This window comes from Micromonospora humi (assembly GCF_900090105.1).
Taxonomy (GTDB): Bacteria; Actinomycetota; Actinomycetes; order Mycobacteriales; family Micromonosporaceae; genus Micromonospora; species Micromonospora humi.
In genome coordinates, this window is the sequence record NZ_FMDM01000005.1 from 287,092 (window position 1) to 306,938 (window position 19,847).

Here is a 19,847-nt window from a genome sequence, read left to right on the forward strand (position 1 = left end):
GCTCGTGGCGGGCGAAACTGTAGCACGCTCGCGGGCCTGGTCACGAACGGGCCGACGGCAGCCGGCCGAGCGGCGTGTGAGCTGCGGAGGCGGTGTCCGGATACCATCATTGCCTCGGGACCCGAGGAGGAGCCGGTGAGCGTGCTGCAACGCTTCGAGAAGCGTCTGGAAGGCCTGGTCGAGGGGGCCTTCGCCAAGGTCTTCAAAGGGGTGGTCCACCCCGTGGAGATCCTCAACGCCATGCAGCGGGAGGCCGAGGCGCACAAGGCGATCCTGGCCGGTGGGCGCACGTTGGTGCCCAACCGCTACGTGATCGATCTCTCGCCCTACGACCACAGTCGGTTGGCGCCGTACGCCGCCGCGCTGGCCCAGGAACTGGCCCAGTCGCAGGCGGAGTTCATCGGCGAGCAGGCCTGGACGGTCTACGGCGACGTGATCGTCGAGGTCGAGCGTGGTGAGGGGCTGGACACCGGCATGTTCCGGGTGACCGCCGAGGTCTACACCGGCGGCGACGTCGCGCCGGTCTCCGCGCCCGGCGGCTACGACCAGGGCGGCGGTTACGACGCCGGCCCGGCCTACCCGTCCTACGACCAGGGCGGCGGCTACGGCCCCCCGCCCGGGCACGGCGGCGGTCGCAACGTGCGGCTGGTCTCCGGCGACGGCCGCACCTACCCGTTGCAGATGGGCTCGACCGTGATCGGCCGCGGTGACCAGGCCAACCTGCGCCTGCCCGACGTCGGGATCTCCCGGCGGCACGCCCGGCTCGACTTCGACGGCGGCCAGGTCGTGCTGACCGACCTGGGGTCCACCAACGGCACGATGGTCAACGGCCAGCGGGTCTCGGCGGTGGCCCTCAACCCCGGCGACATGATCCAGCTCGGCACCACGACGCTGACCTTCCGCGTGGACGGCTGATCCCCGTTGCCGGAGCTCGTCATCACCGTCGCCCGGTTCGGGTTCCTGATCCTGCTGTGGATCTTCGTCTTCACGGTGGTCGGCGTGATCCGCCGGGACCTCTTCGCGGGGGCCCGGTCGGGTCGGCTGGTGGCCGCGCCACGGGGGGTCGGCGCGTCGACCAGCCAGCCGCCGAGCGGCAAGCCGGCGAAGGTCAAGCGAGGTCGCGCCGCCCACCAGATGGTGGTCACCGCCGGTCAGTTGGCCGGCACCCGGATCACCCTCGGGGAGGCCCAGATCACCATCGGTCGGGCGGAGGACTCCACCCTGGTGATCACCGACGACTACGCCTCGGCCCGACACGCCCGGCTGGTCCCGCGCGACGGGCAGTGGTACGTGGAGGACCTCGGATCGACTAACGGCACCTACCTCGATCGCGCTAAGGTCACCGGACCAACCCCCGTCCCCCTCGGCGTGCCGATCCGGATCGGCCGCACTTCCCTCGAATTACGGCCATGACTCTGACCCTGCGCTACGCGGCCCACAGCGACCGCGGTCTGATCCGAGACGGCAACCAGGATTCCGTCTACGCCGGACCGCGGCTGCTCGCCGTTGCCGACGGCATGGGCGGCATGGCCGCCGGTGACGTCGCCAGCAACATCGTCATCGGTGCCATGGCGCCGCTCGACGAGGACGTCCCCGGTGACGCCCTGGTCGACGCGCTCCGATCCGCCGTCGGCACCGCCAACCAGCAGCTCCGCGACACCGTGGACGCCAACCCGCAGCTGGAGGGGATGGGCACCACGCTCACCGCGACCCTCTTCTCCGGCAGCAAGCTCGGCATGGTCCACATCGGTGACTCCCGGGCCTACCTCCTGCGCAACGGTGAGTTCGCGCAGATCACCAAGGACGACACCTACGTCCAGATGCTCGTCGACGAGGGTCGGATCAGCGCGGAGGAGGCGAGCAGCCACCCCCAGCGCTCGCTGCTCACCCGCGCGCTCGACGGCCGCGACGTCGACCCGGAGTACAGCGTCCGCCAGGTGCTGCCCGGCGACCGCTACCTGATCTGCTCCGACGGCCTCTCCGGCGTGGTCAGCGCGGACACCATCGGCGACACCATGCGGGAATACCCCGACCCGCAGCAGTGCGTGGAGCGGCTGGTGCAGCTCGCGCTGCGCGGCGGCGGCCCGGACAACATCACCGTGATCATCGCCGACGCGACCGACCAGGACATCGTCGAGGCGTCCCCGATCGTCGGCGGCGCCGCCGCCCGTGACCGGGGCATGGCCACGTCGGCCGACGACTCCACCCCGGCGGCCCGCGCCTCGGCGCTGTCCGCCCCGCGTCCGCCCGCTCCCGAGGAGCCGGCCGACAACCGGGACGACGAGCCCGACCAGCGTCGACGCCGGCCGCTGCGGACGGTGGCGATGGTGCTCGCGCTGGCGGTGATCGTCGGTGGCGGCGTCTTCGGCGGCTGGACCTACACCCAGCGGCAGTACTACGTCGGCGCCACCGACGACGGTCAGCTCGCGGTCTTCCGCGGCGTGCCCGGCCAGGTCGCCGGGCTCGACCTGTCGGACGTGCACGAACGCAGCGGGTCCCGGCTCGACGATCTCACCCTGGCCGCCCAGGAGCGGGTGAAGCAGGGCATCCAGGCCAAGAGCGAACCGGACGCCGAGCGCCGGCTGGCCGAGCTGACCAGCGACGACCCGGCCAACCCGAACCTCAAGCCGCTCTGCCCGCCCGGCCCGACGCCCGGCACGCCCGGTCCCACCCCGGTGGCGACCGCCGGCGCGCTGAGCCCGGCGGCCACCGGCACGCCCGGGTCGCCGACCCCGGCGGCGGGCACGCCGACGCCCGCGCCGACGTTGACCATCACGCCCGACGCCGTACCCTCCGACACCGTTCCGCCGGCCGATCCCGCCGGTTGCCGGTCGCCGGAGTGAGCGCCGGCTCGATCCCGAGGACGCATCCGTGACCGCAGCCGCCGTACCGGCAGCCTCGCCCGCCTCGACGGGCGAGCAGTCCGGCGTACGCCTGGCCCGGTCCCGGCGTAACGCCGAGTTGTCCCTGCTCCTGCTGGCCATGGTGCTGGTGGCGGCCTACTCGGCGATGATCGAGGCGAAGGCGCTCGACACGATCACCGGGGATTTCTGGATCCCCGCCGCCGCGCTGGGGCTGGTCTTCCTCGGCCTGCACCTGGTGATCCGGTGGCTGGCGCCGTTCGCCGACCCGGCGCTGCTGCCGGCGGTGGCGCTGCTCAACGGCATCGGGGTCGGCTTCCTGCGTCGCTTCGACCTGGCCCAGGCCGCGCCGGCGGAGCGGGAGGACCTGGCCATCTTCGCCGGCACCGGTGGCCGCCAGCTGGCCTGGACGCTCGCCTCGGTGGTGCTCGCCGCCGGGCTGCTGGCGGTCCTGCGCGACCACCGCACGCTCTCCCGCTACGCGTACACGCTGGGGCTGGCCGGCATCGTGCTGGTGATGATCCCGGCGATCCTGCCCGGCCGCTTCTCCGAGATCAACGGCGCCAAGCTCTGGATCATCGTGCCCGGGCTGGGGCAGATCCAGCCGGGTGAGTTCGCGAAGCTGGCCCTGCTCACGTTCTTCGCCTACTACCTGGTGCGCAAGCGTGAGGTGCTCTCGCTGGCCAGCCGGCGGGTGCTCGGGATCGACTTCCCGCGTGGGCGGGATCTCGGCCCGGTCCTGGTGGTCTGGCTGATCAGCCTCATGGTGCTGGTCTTCGAGAAGGACCTGGGCACGTCGCTGCTCTACTTCGGCATGTTCGTGGTGACGCTCTACATCGCCACCGAGCGGGTCAGCTGGCTGCTCATCGGTCTGCTCCTGTTCTTCGGCGGCGCCTACCTCGCCTATGTGCTGGGCAGCACGGTGGGTGGACCGTTCGCCAACTTCTACGACCGGGCGCAGATCTGGCTCGACCCGTTCGCCGAGCCGTACGACCGGGGTTACCAACTCGTCCAGGGTCTGCTGACGTTGGGCACCGGCGGCCTCTTCGGCGCCGGGCCGGGCGGCGGCCAGCCGACGCTGCTGCCCGAGGTGCAGACCGACTTCATCTTCGCCGGCATCGGTGAGGAGATCGGCCTGTTCGGTCTCTCCGCGCTGCTGGTGGTCTATCTGCTGATCGTCGAGCGGGGCCTGCGCGCCGCGCTGGCGGTGCGGGACTCGTTCGGCAAGCTGCTCGCCGGCGGTCTGGCGTTCACCCTGGGGCTCCAGGTCTTCGTCATCGTCGGCGGCATCAGCAAGCTCATTCCGCTGACCGGCCAGACCACTCCGTTCCTCTCCGCCGGTGGCTCCTCGCTGATGGCGAACTGGCTGCTGATCGCGGTGCTGCTGCGGGTCTCCGACGGTGCCCGCCGGCCGGTGACCGGCGGTCGCGGCCCGGCGGCCCGGCCCGCCGGGGGTCCGCCCGAGCAGTTGCACGGCGCCCCCACGGAGGTGATCCGGCCGTGAACGCACCCCTGCGCCGCGTCGGTGTGGTCGTGATGATCCTGTTCGGGTTGCTCTTCGCGAACCTCAACTGGATCCAGGCCTACAAGGCCGACGAATACCGCACCAGCGACTACAACGGTCGGGTCCAGGTCGCCGAGTACGACCGCAAGCGCGGCAACATCGAGGTCGGCGGCACCGCGTACGCGTTGAGCAAGGAGACCGGCGGGGAGCTGAAGTACCTGCGTACCTACCCCGAGGGGGAGATGTACGCGCACGTGCTCGGCTGGAAGCCGGTCAACGGCAGCGCGAGCGGCATCGAGCGGGTGGAGAACGACTTCCTCGCCGGCACCAGCGACGCGCTCATCGCCAACCGCATCAAGGACATGTTCACCGGTGACGAGACCGGTGGCGGCAACGTGCTGCTGACGCTCTCCAAGCGGGCGCAGGAGGCGGCGTACAAGCAGCTCAACGACAACCAGGTCGGGGCGAAGAAGGGCGCGGCGATCGCGATCGACCCGCGGACCGGCGCGGTCCAGGCGCTGGTCTCGATGCCGAGCTTCGACCCGAATCCGCTGGCCAGCCACTCCAGCGCGGAGGCCGACCGGGCCTACAACGCGTTGGAGAAGGACAAGGACCGACCGCTGGCCAACCGGGCGCTCGCCGAGACGCTGCCGCCGGGCTCCACCTTCAAGATCGTCATGGCTGCCGCCGCACTGGAGAACGGCATCGGCCAGCAGACCCAGATCCCGGCCGGGGCGAGCTACACCCCGCCGACCTCCGGGTCGCCGATCAAGAACGCGGCGCCGTCGATCTGCCCCGAGTCGCAGGTGACCCTGCGGGAGGCGGTGACCGAGTCCTGCAACACCGGCTTCGCGCAGCTCGGCGTGCGACTCGGCGCGGACAAGGTGAAGGAGAAGGCGCGGCAGTTCGGCTTCGAGCAGGAGGACCTCACGGTCGGCCAGACCGGCGACGGTGGCCTGCCGGTGGCGGCCAGCCGGACCGGCGACATGCAGAACCCGGACGGCAGCACCGACCCGGCCGCGCTGGCGCAGTCGTCGATCGGGCAGAACAACGTGCGGATGACGCCGTTGCAGGGCGCGCTGATCGCCGCCGCGGTCGCCAACGGCGGCAGCCAGATGCGCCCGTACCTCGTGAAGCAGCTCCTCGGGCCGGACCGGACCACGGTCTACGACGCCGCCAAGCCGCGTGAGCTGCGGCGGCCGGTCAGCGGCCAGGTCGCCGCGGACCTGCGCTCCATGATGCAGAACGTGGTGAAGGAGGGCACCGGCCGCCGAGCCGACATCGACGGCTTCGTGGTCGGTGGCAAGACCGGCACCGCCCAGTCCGGCCCGGACACGCCGGACCACGGCTGGTTCATCGGCTTCGCCATGGACAAGGACGGCACCCCGCTCTCCGCCGTCTGTGTGGAGTTGGAGCAGGCCGGCAGCGGCGGCAGCGCCGAGGCGGCCCGGATCGCCGGCCGGATCATGGCGGCGGCCATCGCGGACTCCGGGAGGCGCTGACGTGCTCAGCCCGGGGGTGCAGCTCGGCAACCGCTACCGGCTCGACGAACGGATCGCCAGCGGTGGCATGGGCGACGTGTGGCGCGGCACCGACCAGGTGCTGGGCCGTACGGTCGCGGTCAAGAGCCTGCTGCCGGCGCTGCTCGACGAGCCGGGCTTCGCCGAGCGGTTCCGCGGTGAGGCCCGGACGATGGCCACCATCAACCACCCGGGCGTGGTCGACGTCTACGACTTCGGCAGCGACCAGCAGATCGCGTTCCTGGTCATGGAATACGTGGAGGGCGACGCGCTCTCCGCCACCCTCGGCCGGGTCGGCCGGCTCACCCCGGCCCGCACCATGGCGCTGCTGGCCCAGGCCGCCGACGCGTTGCACGCGGCGCACGAGAAGGGCATCGTGCACCGCGACGTGAAGCCCGGCAACCTGCTGGTCCGGCCGAACGGCACGCTGGTGCTCACCGACTTCGGCATCGCCCGCTCGGAGCTGGTCGGCCAGCTCACCGCCGCCGGCTCGGTGCTCGGCACCGCCTCGTACATCTCTCCCGAGCAGGCCACCGGCGCGGTCGCCACCCCCGCCTCGGACGTCTACGCCCTCGGCGTGGTCGCCTACCAGTGCCTCGCCGGCCGGCGCCCCTTCGAGGGCGACAATCCCCTCGAGATCGCCATGAAGCACGTGCGGGACAATCCCCGGGCGCTGCCCGCCGACATCCCGCCGCAGGTGCGGGCGATCGTCGAACGGGCCATGGCGAAGGACCCGAAGGCCCGCTGGCCCAGCGCCGCCGCGTTGGCGAGCGTGGCCCGGCAGGCGAAGCTCGTCCTCTCCCAGCAGGCGCGCGGTGGCCGCCCGATCTCCGGCGTACCCGCCTCCCCGGCCGCGCCCGCCGCGCGGGCGCAGGTGCCGACCGCGGCGCCCCGCCCACAGCCGCCGCGACCGCCGGTGACGCCGGCCCGCCCGCCGGTCGGGCCGCGCCCGACCATGGTCGCGCATCCCGCCCCGCAGGCCCGCCCACCGGTGGCCCCGCGCGGCGCGGCGCCGGTTCCGCAACCGCGCCCCCCGCACAACCCCCTGGGGTACGCTCGCCCGCCGGCCGCGCCACCGCCGGCACCGCCCCGCCGCTCGCGTTCCGGGCTCTGGACCACCGCGATCCTGGTGGCCGTGCTGGTCATCCTCTGCTCGGGCGTGATCTCGTTCTGGTACCGGAAGTACGTGGCCGACGCCGCGGGCGCACCCGGTTCCGGGAGTGTGAGCGTGACCTCCGGCGCGGTGCGGGCGTACGGGGGCGACTATCCGGTCCGCACGTCGTACCGTCGTGAGGTACGCCTCCAGCCGGCCGACGGCGGTATGACGACGAGCGAAGGACGAGAGACGCGATGACAGCGCAGGCCCGCCTGCTCGGTGGCAGGTACCAGGTCGGCGAGCTGCTGGGCTACGGCGGCATGGCGGAGGTGCACCGCGGTCGCGATCTCCGGCTCGGGCGGGACGTCGCGATCAAGATGCTCCGTGCCGACCTGGCCCGCGACGCCACCTTCCAGATGCGGTTCCGCCGGGAGGCGCAGAACGCCGCCTCGCTCAACCACCCGGCCATCGTCGCCGTCTACGACACCGGCGAGGAGACCGCCCCGACCGGCGAGACGCTGCCGTTCATCGTGATGGAGTTCGTCAACGGGCGGACCCTGAAGGAGGTCCTCGGCGTCGAGGGGCGGCTCCAGCCGCGCCGGGCGTTGGAGATCTGCGCCGACATGTGCGCGGCGCTGGAGTTCAGCCACCGGCACGGCATCATCCACCGGGACATCAAGCCCGGCAACGTGATGCTCACCCAGACCGGCCAGGTCAAGGTGATGGACTTCGGCATCGCCCGGGCGCTGGCCAGCGGCGCCACCACGATGACGCAGACCAGCGCGGTCATCGGCACGGCGCAATACCTCTCCCCGGAGCAGGCGCGTGGCGAGGCGGTCGACGCCCGGTCCGACGTCTACGCGGCCGGGTGCGTGCTGTTCGAGTTGCTCTGCGGGCACCCGCCGTTCGTCGGGGACAGCCCGGTCAGCGTCGCCTACCAGCACGTGCGGGAGCAGCCGCCGACGCCGAGCACGATCAACCCGGACGTCAACGCCGCGGTCGACGCGATCGTGTTGAAGGCGCTCTCCAAGAACCCGCTCAACCGCTACCAGAGCGCCGGTGAGATGCGGGCGGACCTGCTCCGCGCCGCCGCCGGCCGGCCGGTGCTGGCCACCCCGGTGCTGCCCACCGAGGAGACCATGCCGATGGCGGCCGCCGCGGGCGGCTACCAGGCGGCGCAGCAGACCCAGATGATGGGCCCGCAGACCCGGCAGCAGGCGCCGGCCCGGGTCGGTGACCCGCGCAAGCGCCGGACCTCCTCCTGGGTCATCGCCACGTTCGCCGCGCTCGGCGTGCTCGCGGTGATCGCGTTGGGCACGGCGCTCTGGCTCAACCAGTCCGGGGCCGAGAAGGTCTCCGTGCCGCAGCTGGTGGACCGTACGCAGGCCGACGCGCAGACCGCGCTCACCCAGGCCGGCCTGCGCTTCGCCGCCGGTGCCCCGGTCAAGGACACCGAGTGCAAGAAGGGGACTGTCGTCGGGCAGAACCCGCCGTTCGGCCAGCGGGTGGAGAAGAACACCGCGGTCACGGTCCAGGTCTGCGCCGGCCCGGACGACGTCACCATCCCGCCGAACCTGACCGGCGGCACCTACACCAGCGTGAAGGCGCAACTGGAGAACCTCGGGCTCGACGTCGATCGCAAGGACGTCACCAGCGGGGCCCCGGAGGGCCAGGTGGTCAACGTGTCGCCCAAGGAGGGCAGCACGGTGGCCCCGAAGACGAAGGTGACCCTCGAGGTCTCCAAGGGCAATCTCACCGAGGTGCCGGACGTGCGCGGCTTCACCGAGGACCAGGCGAAGAAGCAGCTCAAGAACGCCGGCTACAACGTCCGGGTAATCGACGGCGAAGAGGTCGAGCCGGCCCAGGCGGGCAAGGTGAGCGGCCAGTCGCCGTCGGCCGGGAAGAAGCTGGCCAAGGGTGAGACCGTGACCATCGAGGTCGACGTACCGCTGCCCGAGGAGACGCCCAGCGAGACGCCGAGCGGCACCCCCAGCGCGACGCCGACCACGCCCGGCGGCGGCGGTGGCGGCTTCCCGTTCCCGACCGTCCCGCCGGCGCGCAGCAACGGCTGACCGCCCTCGACGCGGACGCGAACGTGGCGGTGCCCCCACCGGGGTGCCGCCACGTGGCGTTTCCGGGTGGTCAGGCCGTGGCGAAGGCGGCCCGGCGGCGCGCGTCGACCTCGGCGGCCAGCTCCGGCGCACGCTCCAGCGCCGCCGGGAAGCCACAGGTGGCGAGCCAGTTCGCCAGCATCAGGTGACCGCCCTCGGTCAGCACCGACTCGGGGTGGAACTGGACGCCCTCGATCGGCAGCGTCCGGTGCCGCATCGCCATCACCACGCCGGAGGCGGTCCGGCCGGTGACCTCCAGCTCGTCCGGGAGCGTCTCGGGGAGCACTGCGAGCGAGTGGTAGCGGGTGGCGGTGAACGGGTCGGGCAGGCCGGCCAGCACGCCGACGCCCTGGTGGCGTACCTCGGAGGTCTTGCCGTGCAGCAGCTCCGGCGCCCGGGTGACGGTGGCGCCGAACGCCTCGCCGATGGCCTGGTGGCCGAGGCAGACGCCGAAGAGGGGGAGCGTGCCGGCGTACTCGCGGATCACGTCCAGGCAGATGCCGGCGCGGTCCGGGCTGCCCGGACCGGGTGAGAGCAGCACCCCGGCCGCGCCGACCCGGCCGACCTCGGCCACGTCGATCTCGTCGTTGCGGCGGACCTCGCAGTCCACGCCGAGCTGGCCGAGATATTGCACCAGGTTGAAGACGAACGAGTCGTAGTTGTCGATCACCAGGACGCGCATCGGGTCACCTGTTCGGGGCGGAGGGCGGGGCGTTGTTCGTCTCGGTGCTGTAGGGCAGTTCCTCGTCCTCGGCCGGCTGCCCGGTCGGGTCGGTGAGCTCTCCGGAGCGGCCGCCCGGCTCACCGGCGGGCTGCTCGACCTGTACGTCGTCGAAGGGCAGCAGCGGCTCGGCCCACGGGAAGACCACGAGCCAGAGCAGGGCGACAGTGGCGGTGGCCAGCAGCACCGAACCGATCAGCTTGCCGGGCAGCCCGAGGGGCAGTTTCCGCCAGATCCACGAGTACACGGCTCAGCCCTCCAGTTCGGCCGGTCGGCCCGCCGACTTCGCCTGGGCGTGGTCGAAGCGGGCGTGGATGATCAGCCGCTGGTAGTTGTCGAACTTGGGGTTGCAGGTGGTCAGCGTGAGCAGCTTCTCGGTGGCCCGGCTACCGGGCTTTCCCGGCACCGGCGCGACCACCTCGACCTGGGACGGCTTGACGATGCGCTGCTGGTAGACCCGGTAGACGAGCCATTCGGTCTTGGTCTCGACCACGATCGTGTCGTCCGTCTTCAGCTCGTCCAGCCGCCAGAACGTGGATCGGATGCGGTGCCCGGCGACGGAGAAGTTGCCGACCTGGCCGGGCATGGCGCTGTCCGGGTAGTGGCCCGGGGCGTACCGGATGTCGTCGGGGGTGACGCCCTCGACCACGACCCAGTGCTTGTCGAGCTTGGGGATGTAGAGGCCGGCGACGGGCTTTCCCTCGGCCGGCGGCTTCGGCTTCGTGCTCGGGCCGGGCGTCGGGCCGACCGTCGGGTCGGCCGCCCATTCCTGGGCGAGCTGGCCGTTCAGGTCGTTCTGGTGGGCGTCGACGATGACCGACTTGCCCCAGATCTCGTAGCCAGCGAAGAGGAGCACCACCAGACCGAACGTGATCAGCAGTTCCCCCGCGCCCCGGACGAGGGTGCGCACGCGGGAGCCGGTGGTGGGGCGGGTCAGTTCGGAGTAGACGCTCTTGTAGCCCTCACCGGTCTGCTCGGGCCGGAGCTGCACCACCCGCTCGCCGCGCCGCGGTCGCGGCGGCTCGCCGGGCGACTCGGCGCCGTCGTCGTCGCCGGTGTCGGGCACCGGGGGCACCGCGCCCATCAGCCCGGTGGCGTCGAGCCGCGGATCGGCCGGCGGGCGCGTGACGGGGGGCAGCACCGCGGTCGCGCCGGGGTCGGCCGGCGCGGGCACCTCCGGTCCGCGGCCGGTCGGGCCACCCGATCGGGGTACGCCGGCACGTCGCTCGGTGTCCTCGGCGCGCCGCTGGGCCCGCTCGGCTACCGGCGGGATGAAATGGGTTGGTCCGTCACCCGGCGCGGCCGGTCGCACGCCGGCTGCGCGCACGTCGCCGGCTCGGCCCGGGGCGGCCCCGGGCCGGCCCGGGGCGGCGAGTGGGCGGTCCGGCGTGGTGGGGGGGTGGCCGGGGGCTGCGGCGGCGCGGTCCGGGCCGGAGCGGCGGTCGGACGTGCCGGCGTCGACCGGGCGGAAGTGTGCACCCCGATCGGGGGAGTCGAACCGCCGGCCGGCGGCGGGACCGGGCGGGCCGGCGGACCACCGGGGCTCGGCGGCGGGCGGTCCGGCGGCGAGTCGGTCCGGCGGCCCGGCGGGTCGGGCACCGAGTCGGTCCGGCGGCCCGGGGGCGGGTCCGGGCGGCCCGGCGGATGGCCGGGTGCCGGGCATGGCCCGGCTCTCGGCGGCCCGGCTCTCGGCGGCCCGGCTCTCGGCGGCCCGGCGTTCCGGGCCGGCCACCGGCCGGCCGGGATGGCGGGACGGCGGGTACGCCTCCGCGCGGGACGCGGCGCCCGGCGGGCGAGGCTGGTTGCCCGGCCAGGCGGGCGGTGCCGGGGCGGCCGGTCGGGCGGGGCCGCGTCGCGCCGGCGCGGCGTGGGCCGGGCCGGCGTCCGGCCAGGGCAGGTCGATCGGGGGCGGCGGACGTTCGACCTTCGGTGACGCCGGGCGCTCGACCTTCGGGAGGAACTCGGTCTGCTCCTCCGGACGGGCCCGGCCGTGACCGCCGCGCTCGCGGGGGTCGTCGCCGTTCACCTGGGCACCGTCGCGGACTGCAACGCGGTGGAGTCCTCGAACGCCGGCACGGTGACGGTGGAGACCTGCTCGGTGTAGCCGAGCTGGTAGTGGTCGGCCACTTCCTTGAACACCCGGACTCCCTCAGAGGCGGCGAGCGCCCGCTGGAACTCGGCGGGATCGCCGATGGCCACGATCTTGAAAGGAGGGGAGTAAACCCGGCCGTGCAGCAGCAGGGTGTTACCGACGCAGCGTACCGCGCTGGTGCTGAGTACGCGGACGTTCATGATTGACATGGCCTCGGCGCCGCCGGCCCAGAGCGCGTTCACCACCGCCTGCACGTCGCCCTGGTGCACGACCAGGTCGTCGTTGCTGGCGCCCTTGGGCAGCGGCTGGCCGGCTCCCCAGTCGGCGTCGTTCAGCTCGATCGTGATCCCGGTGCCGGTGAGCGCCGTGAACCCGGCGGCCTGCCGGATCGCGGCGGCCCGGTCCCGCTGCGTCTTCACCGGCCCGTCGGTGCCGGCCAGGGCCTCGGTCTGTTCCTCCACCTCGTCGCGCAGCCGGGCGGCCTTCGCCTCGCTGGCCGCCACCTGCTCGCGGCGGTCCTCGATCAACTGGGTGAGCTGGGGGCGCCGGTCCTCGCGCAGCGAGGTGCCACCGGCGGTGGTCGCGGTGGTGGTGAACAGGAGCCCGGCCGCGGCGGCGATCAGGGGCACGCCGATCGACCAGCCCGGCCGGCGCTGGCGCGCTCGCCGGGGCAGCAGGCCGGCCGCCGCGCGGCGGAGAGCCTTCTGCCAGGAGGCGGCGCCGGACGTGTACTCCACCGGGCGTTCCCTTTCCTGTCGTCTCGGCCCGCACCGATGCGAACCACCCTGCTCGACCCGAAAAGTCCGCTCTTTTCGGTAACTCGGTGCACCGGCCCGACCCCATTCGTGGCCTGGACGGTCCTTCCGGACTACGCTAACTGTCGAACATTATTGGCCATGGACCGTCGCCCCCGCGCCCGGTTGTCAGGCCGGACGAGGTCGTACCCCCCTCTGGAGAGCGTCGTGCCCAAGTCTCAGGTCCGCAAGAAGAAGGTGTACACCCCGCCGACGGACGTGCGTCCGACGGCGACGGCGTCGACGCGCAAGCCTAGCCCGATCTGGCTGCCGGTCACGGCCGTCGCGCTGATCGTGGTCGGCATCGGCTGGCTGGTGATCTACTACCTCTCCGAGCAGGCGTACCCGGTCGCCTCCTGGGGCTACTGGAACCTCGCGGTGGGCTTCGGCGCGATGGTCTCCTCGCTGATCCTGCTCTCCCGCTGGCGCTGAGCGGGGCGGGCTCCGCCCCGGTCCACGTCACGCCACGCCGCCCCTGCCCGGCGCACCGGCGCCGGTCCACCTAAGGTGTCCGCAGGGCGGCGTGGCCGATGCGAGAAGACTCACGTTACTGCTGAGTAACCTTCCGCGTAGGCTGCACTGACAAGCAGCAGACCGGGAGGCCAACTCGATGGGCAGCGTCCAGATCGTCACCACGATCCTCGCGGCCGCCATCACCGCCGTTGCGGTGTGGCTCGCGGTACGCGCGGTCATGAAGATGACCGCCGTCATCCGGCTCGGCCAGCCCGCGCCGGAGCGCTTCGGCGACAAGGGCGCGCGTACGACGAAGATGCTGGTGGAGACCGCCGGTCACACCCGCATGCTGAAGTGGAGCGTGGTCGGGGCCGCGCACTGGTTCGTGATGGTCGGCTTCGTCGTGCTGTCGCTGCTGGTGCTGGAGGCGTACTTCGAGGTGGTCACGCCCGGCGGCGGGCTGCCGATCGTCGGGCACTGGACGGTCTTCGGCCTGGTCACCGAGTGGATCGGCATCCTGGGTCTGGTCGGCATCCTGGTGCTGATGGCGATCCGGCTGCGCAACCGCCCGAACCGGCCGGAGAACCGCTCGCGGTTCACCGGCTCCACCATGTGGCAGGGCTACTTCGTCGAGTGGGTCGTGCTGCTGGTCCTGATCTTCGGGTTCGTCATCCGCGGCTTCAAGGTCGCCACCGACCACTTCGAGTACCCGGTCTGGGCCACCCCGCTGAGCCACGCGGTCGGCGCGGTGCTGCCGGACTGGTCGGCCGGCGTCAGCGTGGCCGCCCTCATCAAGATCATGATTTCGATGACCTGGCTCATCGTGATCTCGCTGAACGTCACCATGGGCGTGGCCTGGCACCGCTTCCTGGCCTTCCCCAACATCTTCTTCAAGCGTGACCCGGAGAAGCCGGCCGGCTCCGGCCTGGGCCCGCTGCGCCCGATGACCAGCGAGGGCAAGCCGCTCGACTTCGAGGAGGCCGACCCCGAGAAGGACCAGTTCGGTGTCGCCCAGGTCGAGCAGTTCACCTGGAAGGGCCTGCTCGACTTCAGTACCTGCACCGAGTGCGGTCGCTGCCAGTCGCAGTGCCCGGCCTGGAACACCGGCAAGCCGCTGTCGCCGAAGCTGCTGGTGCTGAGCCTGCGCGACCACGCGTACGCGAAGGCGCCCTACCTGCTGGCCGGCGGCGGCAAGGACCTGACCGGTGAGGAGAAGGCCACCGAGGCGCAGCTCGCCCACATGGACGTGCTGGCCCTGGCCGAGGCCGAGCGGCCGCTGATCGGCACCGCCGAGGAGGGCGGCGTCATCGACCCGGACGTGCTCTGGTCCTGCACCACCTGCGGCGCCTGCGTCGAGCAGTGCCCGGTGGACATCGAGCACGTCGACCACATCGTCGACATGCGCCGCTACCAGGTGCTGATCGAGTCGAGCTTCCCCTCGGAGGCCGGCGTGATGCTGCGCAACCTGGAGAACAAGGGCAACCCGTGGGGCGCGCCGCAGAACACCCGTGAGGACTGGACCAAGGGCCTCGACTTCGAGGTGCCCAAGGTCGGCGAGGTCGAGGACTTCGAGTACCTGTTCTGGGTCGGCTGCGCCGGTGCCTTCGAGGACAAGGCCAAGAAGACCACCCGGGCGGTCGCCACGCTGCTCAACGAGGCCGGCGTCAGCTTCGCCATCCTCGGCGAGGGCGAGACCTGCTCCGGTGACCCGGCCCGTCGGATCGGCAACGAGTTCGTCTTCCAGATGCTCGCCCAGCAGAACGTCGAGACGCTGAACGAGGCGTTCGAGGGTCGGGAGAAGGCCAAGCGGAAGATCGTGGCCACCTGCCCGCACTGCTTCAACACCCTGGGCAACGAGTACGGCCAGCTGGGCGGCGAGTTCGAGGTCGTGCACCACACCCAGTTGCTGGCCCACCTGGTCAGCGCCGGAAAGCTCACCCCGGTGCAGCCGGTCGACGGCGGCGTGACCTACCACGACCCCTGCTACCTGGGCCGGCACAACCGGGTCTTCGCCGCCCCCCGCGAGGTGCTCGGCGACTCCATCCAGGGCGAGCTGACCGAGATGCCGCGCAACAGCGAGCGCTCCTTCTGCTGCGGCGCGGGCGGCGCCCGGATGTGGATGGAGGAGAAGATCGGCAAGCGGATCAACGTGGACCGGGTCGAGGAGGCCATCTCCACCGGCGCGAAGACCATCGCGGTCGGCTGTCCGTTCTGCTCGACGATGCTCAACGACGGGGTGAACGGCAAGGGCGCCGGCGAGGACGTCGAGGTGATCGACGTGGCCAGCGTGCTGCTGCGCTCGGTCAAGCCGGACGCGCCGGCCGGCGAGAAGGAGACCGCTCCGGCGGCCGGCTGAGGCGTACCCCGGCGAGGGCCGGACCACGACGGCGGCGGCACCCGCGCGGTGCCGCCGCCGTCGTCTCAGTTTCCGGCGGAGATCGCCGCCGTGGTGGCGACAGTGGTGGCGACCATCATCGCGGCCTGCAACTCGTCGATCGCCTTCTTCACCGCGACGGAGGCCCAGTCGCCGGCGGCGATCTCGGTCAGCCGGGCCTTGACCCGCTCCTTCGGCAGCTCGCGGAAGAGCTTGCGGTCCAGGCCCACGGCCCGGGTCAGGGTGAGCAGCGCGGCGGTCCGCGCGTCGACCGGCCCGTCGCCGACCAGCGCGCCCACCATCCGCTGCCGGGCCGCGGTCTCCGCCGCCGGCTCCGCGCCGGTCGGCGAGGGATAGCGGGTACGCGGGAAGACGAGCAACACCCGGTCCGACTCCCGGCGCAGCACCCCGGCGTCGACCAGCCCGTCGAGCACCCGGTCCGGCAGGCCCTTCGCCAGCTTGCCGATCCAGTCCTTCGGCTTGCGCGGCCGGCCGGACCCCACGGTGGCGAGCGCCTCGTCGAGCAGCGGCACGCCGGTCGGGCTCGGGTCGGTCACCACCAGTCGCTTGTCCGCCACCTCCACCCGGCGGGCGAGGGCCAGCTCCAGCAGCACCGCCCCGGCGAGGCCGTAGTCGAGGTGCGGGCGGCCGAGCCGGTTGGCGCCGCCGTCGTCGTACGCGAGCAGGACCAGTTCGTCGGTGAGCAGCAGGCCGTCCATGTCCCCACGCTACGGGTGAGCCGCCACCGGCGCCCGCGTGCCACAATCACGCCCATCGACGGCCTGCTGGTTCTGACGCTGTTGCCCCTGGTCGGCTTCGTGCTGCTGACCGCCGGCAACGCCTTCTTCGTCGCGGCCGAGTTCGCCCTGGTCACCGTGGACCGGGCGGAGATCGACAGGCGGGCCGGCGAGGGGGACGGCCGGGCCGTCACGGTCCGCCGCGCGCTGCGGGACCTCTCCTTCCAGCTCTCCGGCGCCCAGCTCGGCATCACCATCACCGCGCTGCTCACCGGCTATCTGGCCGAGCCCGCGCTGGCCCGGCTCGTGGCGCCGCTGCTGCGCCCGGTCGGCGGGGCGGACCGGTTCACCGGCCTGCTCGCCCTGGCCGTGGCCACGCTCGTCTCGATGCTCTTCGGTGAGCTGGTGCCGAAGAACCTGGCGCTGGCCCGCCCGATGCCGGCCGCGCTGGCCACCGCCGCGCCGATGCGTGCCTTCTCCCGCACCTTCGGCTGGCTGATCCGGCTGCTCAACGACTCGGCCAACCGACTGGTCCGCCGGCTCGGCGTGGAGCCGCAGGAGGAACTCGCGAGCGCCCGTTCCCCGGAGGAGTTGGGGTTGCTGGCGGCGATCTCGGCGCGGGCCGGCGCGCTGCGGCCGGACACCGCGATGCTGCTGCGGCGCACCATCCGCTTCGGCGACAAGCGGGCCGCCGAGGCGATGACCCCACGGGTGGACGTGATCGCGCTGCGCGCCACCGCCTCGGTCGCCGAGTTGCTGGACCTGTCCCGGCAGACCGGCCGGACCCGGTTCCCGGTCTACGAGGAGACGCTCGACCTGGTCACCGGCGTCGCCGGGGTGCCCGACGCGCTCGGCGTGCCGCTGGCCCGCCGTTCCGCCACCACCGTCGCCTCGGTCGCCCGGGAACCGGTGTACGTCCCGGAGAGCCTGGACCTGGACGGGGTGCTGGCGGCGCTCAAGGACGCCGGCGCGGACCTGGCCATCGTGGTCGACGAGTACGGCGGCACCGACGGCGTGGTGACCGTGGAGGACCTGGTCGAGGAGCTGGTCGGGGAGATCGCCGACGAGTTCGACCCGGCCGCGGTGGACGACCTCGGGCCGGCGGAGCTGACCGTGCCCGGCGGGGAACGGACCGTCCTGGTCGACGGCGTGCTGCGCGCCGACGAGTTGGTCGAGCAGACCGGTTTCCGGCTGCCCGAGGGCCCGTACGAGACGCTGGGCGGCTTCCTGATGGCCCGGCTCGGCCACATCCCGGTCCCCGGCGAGTCGGTCGACGAGGCCGGTTACGAGTTCACCGTGGTGGAGGTCGACCGGCACCGGATCGAGCAGGTCCGGGTGGTGCGCCCCGAGGAGCCCGACGACGGTGCCTGAACTGCTTGTCGCCCTGGTGCTGCTGCTCGGCAACGCCTTCTTCGTGGGCAGCGAGTTCGCGTTGATCGCGTCCCGCCGTACCGTGATCGAACCGCTCGCGGTGACGTCGAAGCGGGCTCGGTGGGCGCTCGCCGCGATGAACCAGATCCCGCTGATGATCGCCGGTGCGCAGCTCGGCATCACGGTCTGCTCGCTGGGTCTGGGCGCGATCGCCGAGCCGGCGCTGGCCCACCTGTTGGAGGCGCCGTTCACCGCGGTCGGGCTACCGGCGTCCGCGGTGCACCCGGTGGCGTTCGTGATCGCGCTGGCGGTGGTGGTGTTCCTGCACACCGTGGTCGGCGAGATGGTGCCGAAGAACATCACGCTCGCCGGCCCGGAGCCGTCGGCGCTGTGGCTCGGCCCCGCGATGCTCGCGTTCTGCCTGGCCACCAAGCCGCTGCTGCTGGCGATGAAGTGGTCGGCCCGGCAGGTGCTGCGGTGGTGGCGGGTGGAGGCGACGGACGCGGTGAAGACGGTGTTCACCGCCGAGGAGCTGGCCGGGCTGGTCTCGCAGGCGCGCACCGAGGGGCTGCTGGACGCCGAGGAGCACGCCCGGATCACCGGCGCGCTGGCGCTGCACACCCGGACCGCCGCCGACGCCCTGCAACCCTGGTCCACGGTGACCACCGTGGCCGAGGACGTCTCACCGGCCTCGCTGGAGGTGCTGGCGACCCGCACCGGCCGGTCCCGCTTCCCGGTGGTGCAGCGCGCCACCCGGCGGGTGCTCGGCTTCGTGCACGTCAAGGACGTGCTCGGGTACGCCGGCGCGAGCCGGCGGGGCCCGGTGCCGGCGGAGGTCTACCGGCCGCTGGCCGTGGTGCCGCCGGACCGTACGCTGGCCGACCTGCTGCTGGCGATGCGCCGCGAGCGCCGGCACATGGTGCTGGTCAGCGACGGTCGCCGGCCCCTCGGCGTGGTGACGCTCGACGACGTATTGACGGCTATCGTCGGCAGGTGAATGAATACCCTTGGTGTGCAACTGATTGCGGACACGTGATTGAACAACGGGCCGCCTTGATTCCACCCGGGTGCCTTCCCTAATGTGATGCACCGACCGTTGTGGGTCGTCCGCCTCGATCTTCCCTCTCGCGAGGCGCCCGCCGGTCGGTTGCAAAGGAGTCCGTGCCGGTGGCAACCATGCCCCCTGAACGTCACGCCCCGAGCGCTCCACCCGGCCGGCCGGCCGGGTTCCACCGGGTGGTACGCCGTCTGGTCACCCTGGTCGCGGCCGTAGCGGTCGGCGCCGGGATGCTGGCCGCCCCCGTGCATGCGGCGCCCTCGGTGGACGAGATCGACGCGCAGATCGACAAGCAGTGGGAGAAGCTCGAACCCACCATCGAGCAGTACAACAAGATCCGCGCCCAGCGCAAGGTCAACCAGAAGAAGTCCGCGGCCCTGCGGGACAAGATGGTCCCGCTGGAGCTGGCCTCGACGCTGGCCATGAACAAGGTCGGCGACATCGCCGCCCGCTACTACATGCGGGGCCCGTCGCAGGAGATGGGCGCGCTGCTGGTGAGCACCAAGCCGGGCACCCTGGCCGAGCAGCTGGTCATGCTGGACCGGCTCGCCGACGACCAGCGCAGGCAGATCGCCGGTGTGCTCGCGACCCGCGACAAGTACAACCGGGAGAAGCAGAAGCTCGACGCGCTGATCGCGACCGAGCAGAAGCAGGAGGCCCAGATGGCCTCGCAGAAGAAGCAGATCGACTCGGAGATCAAGCGGCTGACCGCGATGCTGCCGGTGACCTCGATCCGGCCGGCCGGCTGCCCGGCGGTCGACGGCGTGGTGAGCAGCGCCGCGCGCACCGCGATCAAGACGGCGTGCGCCCAGGTCGGCGACCCGTACGTGTGGGGCGCCACCGGTCCGAACTCGTTCGACTGCTCCGGCCTGACGCAGTACGCCTACAAGGCGGCGGGCATCTCGCTCACCCACTTCACCGGGGCCCAGTGGAACGAGGGCCGCAAGGTCTCGCGCTCCGAGGCCAGACCGGGCGACCTGGTCTTCTTCGGCAGCGACCTGCACCACGTCGGGCTCTATCTCGGCAACGGGGTGATGGTGCACGCGCCCCGGACGGGCAAACCGGTCCAGGTGTCGAGCATCAGCACACAGCCCCTCGCCGGTTTCGTCCGGGTCGCCTGACCCGCCCCGAACGGCACGACGAAGGCCCCCGGTCC

Annotated in this window: 17 protein-coding genes; 12 read left to right on the plus strand and 5 right to left on the minus strand. The window is 72.4% G+C overall.

All coding sequences use genetic code 11. From position 1 onward, the window contains the following. The first annotated feature begins 108 nt into the window (after positions 1-108). Genes GA0070213_RS12085 through pknB form a run of 7 tightly spaced genes read left to right on the plus strand, consistent with a single transcriptional unit; the run spans position 109 to position 9,053 of the window. Positions 109-915 (plus strand): FHA domain-containing protein, encoded by an 807-nt coding sequence (locus GA0070213_RS12085; RefSeq protein ID WP_091062017.1) that lies wholly within the window; start codon positions 109-111, stop codon positions 913-915. A gap of 6 nt (positions 916-921) precedes the next feature. Further along, the gene (locus GA0070213_RS12090; protein ID WP_091062019.1) at positions 922-1,413 is read left to right on the plus strand and encodes an FHA domain-containing protein FhaB/FipA; all 492 of its coding nucleotides are present in this window, start codon (positions 922-924) and stop codon (positions 1,411-1,413) included. Then, on the plus strand, positions 1,410-2,843 hold the full coding sequence (locus GA0070213_RS12095; RefSeq protein ID WP_091062021.1) for a PP2C family protein-serine/threonine phosphatase: 1,434 nt from the start codon (positions 1,410-1,412) through the stop codon (positions 2,841-2,843). The genes GA0070213_RS12090 and GA0070213_RS12095 overlap by 4 nt, the downstream gene beginning before the upstream one ends. Before the next feature lie 28 nt (positions 2,844-2,871). Beyond that, positions 2,872-4,365 carry an FtsW/RodA/SpoVE family cell cycle protein gene (locus GA0070213_RS12100; RefSeq protein WP_091062023.1) on the plus strand — a complete coding sequence of 498 codons (1,494 nt, stop codon included), beginning with the start codon at positions 2,872-2,874 and terminating at the stop codon, positions 4,363-4,365. Beyond that, entirely contained in the window at positions 4,362-5,867 is a 1,506-nt protein-coding gene (locus tag GA0070213_RS12105) for a peptidoglycan D,D-transpeptidase FtsI family protein (RefSeq protein ID WP_091062025.1), read from the plus strand. The genes GA0070213_RS12100 and GA0070213_RS12105 overlap by 4 nt, the downstream gene beginning before the upstream one ends. A gap of 1 nt (position 5,868) precedes the next feature. Then, complete coding sequence (locus tag GA0070213_RS12110) at positions 5,869-7,239, plus strand: serine/threonine-protein kinase (RefSeq protein WP_091062027.1); 1,371 nt, start codon at positions 5,869-5,871, stop codon at positions 7,237-7,239. Beyond that, positions 7,236-9,053, plus strand: coding sequence for a Stk1 family PASTA domain-containing Ser/Thr kinase (gene pknB / locus GA0070213_RS12115; protein WP_091062029.1), 1,818 nt, complete (start codon positions 7,236-7,238; stop codon positions 9,051-9,053). Before GA0070213_RS12110 ends, pknB begins: the two co-directional genes overlap by 4 nt. A gap of 70 nt (positions 9,054-9,123) precedes the next feature. On the opposite strand, the gene GA0070213_RS12120 is transcribed toward pknB, so the two are convergent. From GA0070213_RS12120 to GA0070213_RS12135, 4 genes are read right to left on the minus strand one after another with little or no spacing between them, the layout of a single operon-like run. Beyond that, the gene (locus GA0070213_RS12120) at positions 9,124-9,774 is read right to left on the minus strand and encodes an aminodeoxychorismate/anthranilate synthase component II (protein ID WP_091062032.1); all 651 of its coding nucleotides are present in this window, start codon (positions 9,772-9,774) and stop codon (positions 9,124-9,126) included. A gap of 4 nt (positions 9,775-9,778) precedes the next feature. Continuing rightward, positions 9,779-10,060: a hypothetical protein gene (locus GA0070213_RS12125; protein ID WP_091062034.1), complete on the minus strand. Its 282-nt coding sequence runs from the start codon at positions 10,058-10,060 to the stop codon at positions 9,779-9,781. Between the two features lie 3 nt (positions 10,061-10,063). Next, the gene (locus tag GA0070213_RS32185; protein WP_245716360.1) at positions 10,064-11,839 is read right to left on the minus strand and encodes a class E sortase; all 1,776 of its coding nucleotides are present in this window, start codon (positions 11,837-11,839) and stop codon (positions 10,064-10,066) included. Then, positions 11,836-12,642, minus strand: coding sequence for a DUF881 domain-containing protein (locus tag GA0070213_RS12135; RefSeq protein WP_091062036.1), 807 nt, complete (start codon positions 12,640-12,642; stop codon positions 11,836-11,838). The genes GA0070213_RS32185 and GA0070213_RS12135 overlap by 4 nt, the downstream gene beginning before the upstream one ends. 225 nt (positions 12,643-12,867) lie before the next feature. Between GA0070213_RS12135 and GA0070213_RS12140 the strand changes: the two genes are divergently transcribed. Next, entirely contained in the window at positions 12,868-13,131 is a 264-nt protein-coding gene (locus GA0070213_RS12140; RefSeq protein ID WP_091062038.1) for a cell division protein CrgA, read from the plus strand. A 178-nt stretch (positions 13,132-13,309) separates the two neighbouring features. Next, positions 13,310-15,508 (plus strand): (Fe-S)-binding protein, encoded by a 2,199-nt coding sequence (locus GA0070213_RS12145; protein WP_091062039.1) that lies wholly within the window; start codon positions 13,310-13,312, stop codon positions 15,506-15,508. Between the two features lie 65 nt (positions 15,509-15,573). Here GA0070213_RS12145 and GA0070213_RS12150 read toward each other — a convergent pair whose 3' ends face one another. Then, positions 15,574-16,245, minus strand: coding sequence for a GOLPH3/VPS74 family protein (locus tag GA0070213_RS12150; protein WP_091062041.1), 672 nt, complete (start codon positions 16,243-16,245; stop codon positions 15,574-15,576). A gap of 81 nt (positions 16,246-16,326) precedes the next feature. On the opposite strand from GA0070213_RS12150, the gene GA0070213_RS12155 reads away from it, so the two are divergent. The 3 genes from GA0070213_RS12155 to GA0070213_RS12165 all read left to right on the plus strand — a co-directional run bounded on the left by GA0070213_RS12155 (position 16,327) and on the right by GA0070213_RS12165 (position 19,812). Beyond that, entirely contained in the window at positions 16,327-17,634 is a 1,308-nt protein-coding gene (locus tag GA0070213_RS12155; RefSeq protein ID WP_091062413.1) for a hemolysin family protein, read from the plus strand. After that, positions 17,627-18,631: a hemolysin family protein gene (locus GA0070213_RS12160; RefSeq protein ID WP_091062043.1), complete on the plus strand. Its 1,005-nt coding sequence runs from the start codon at positions 17,627-17,629 to the stop codon at positions 18,629-18,631. The genes GA0070213_RS12155 and GA0070213_RS12160 overlap by 8 nt, the downstream gene beginning before the upstream one ends. Before the next feature lie 179 nt (positions 18,632-18,810). Then, on the plus strand, positions 18,811-19,812 hold the full coding sequence (locus GA0070213_RS12165) for a C40 family peptidase (RefSeq protein ID WP_175441307.1): 1,002 nt from the start codon (positions 18,811-18,813) through the stop codon (positions 19,810-19,812). Positions 19,813-19,847 lie beyond the last annotated feature (35 nt).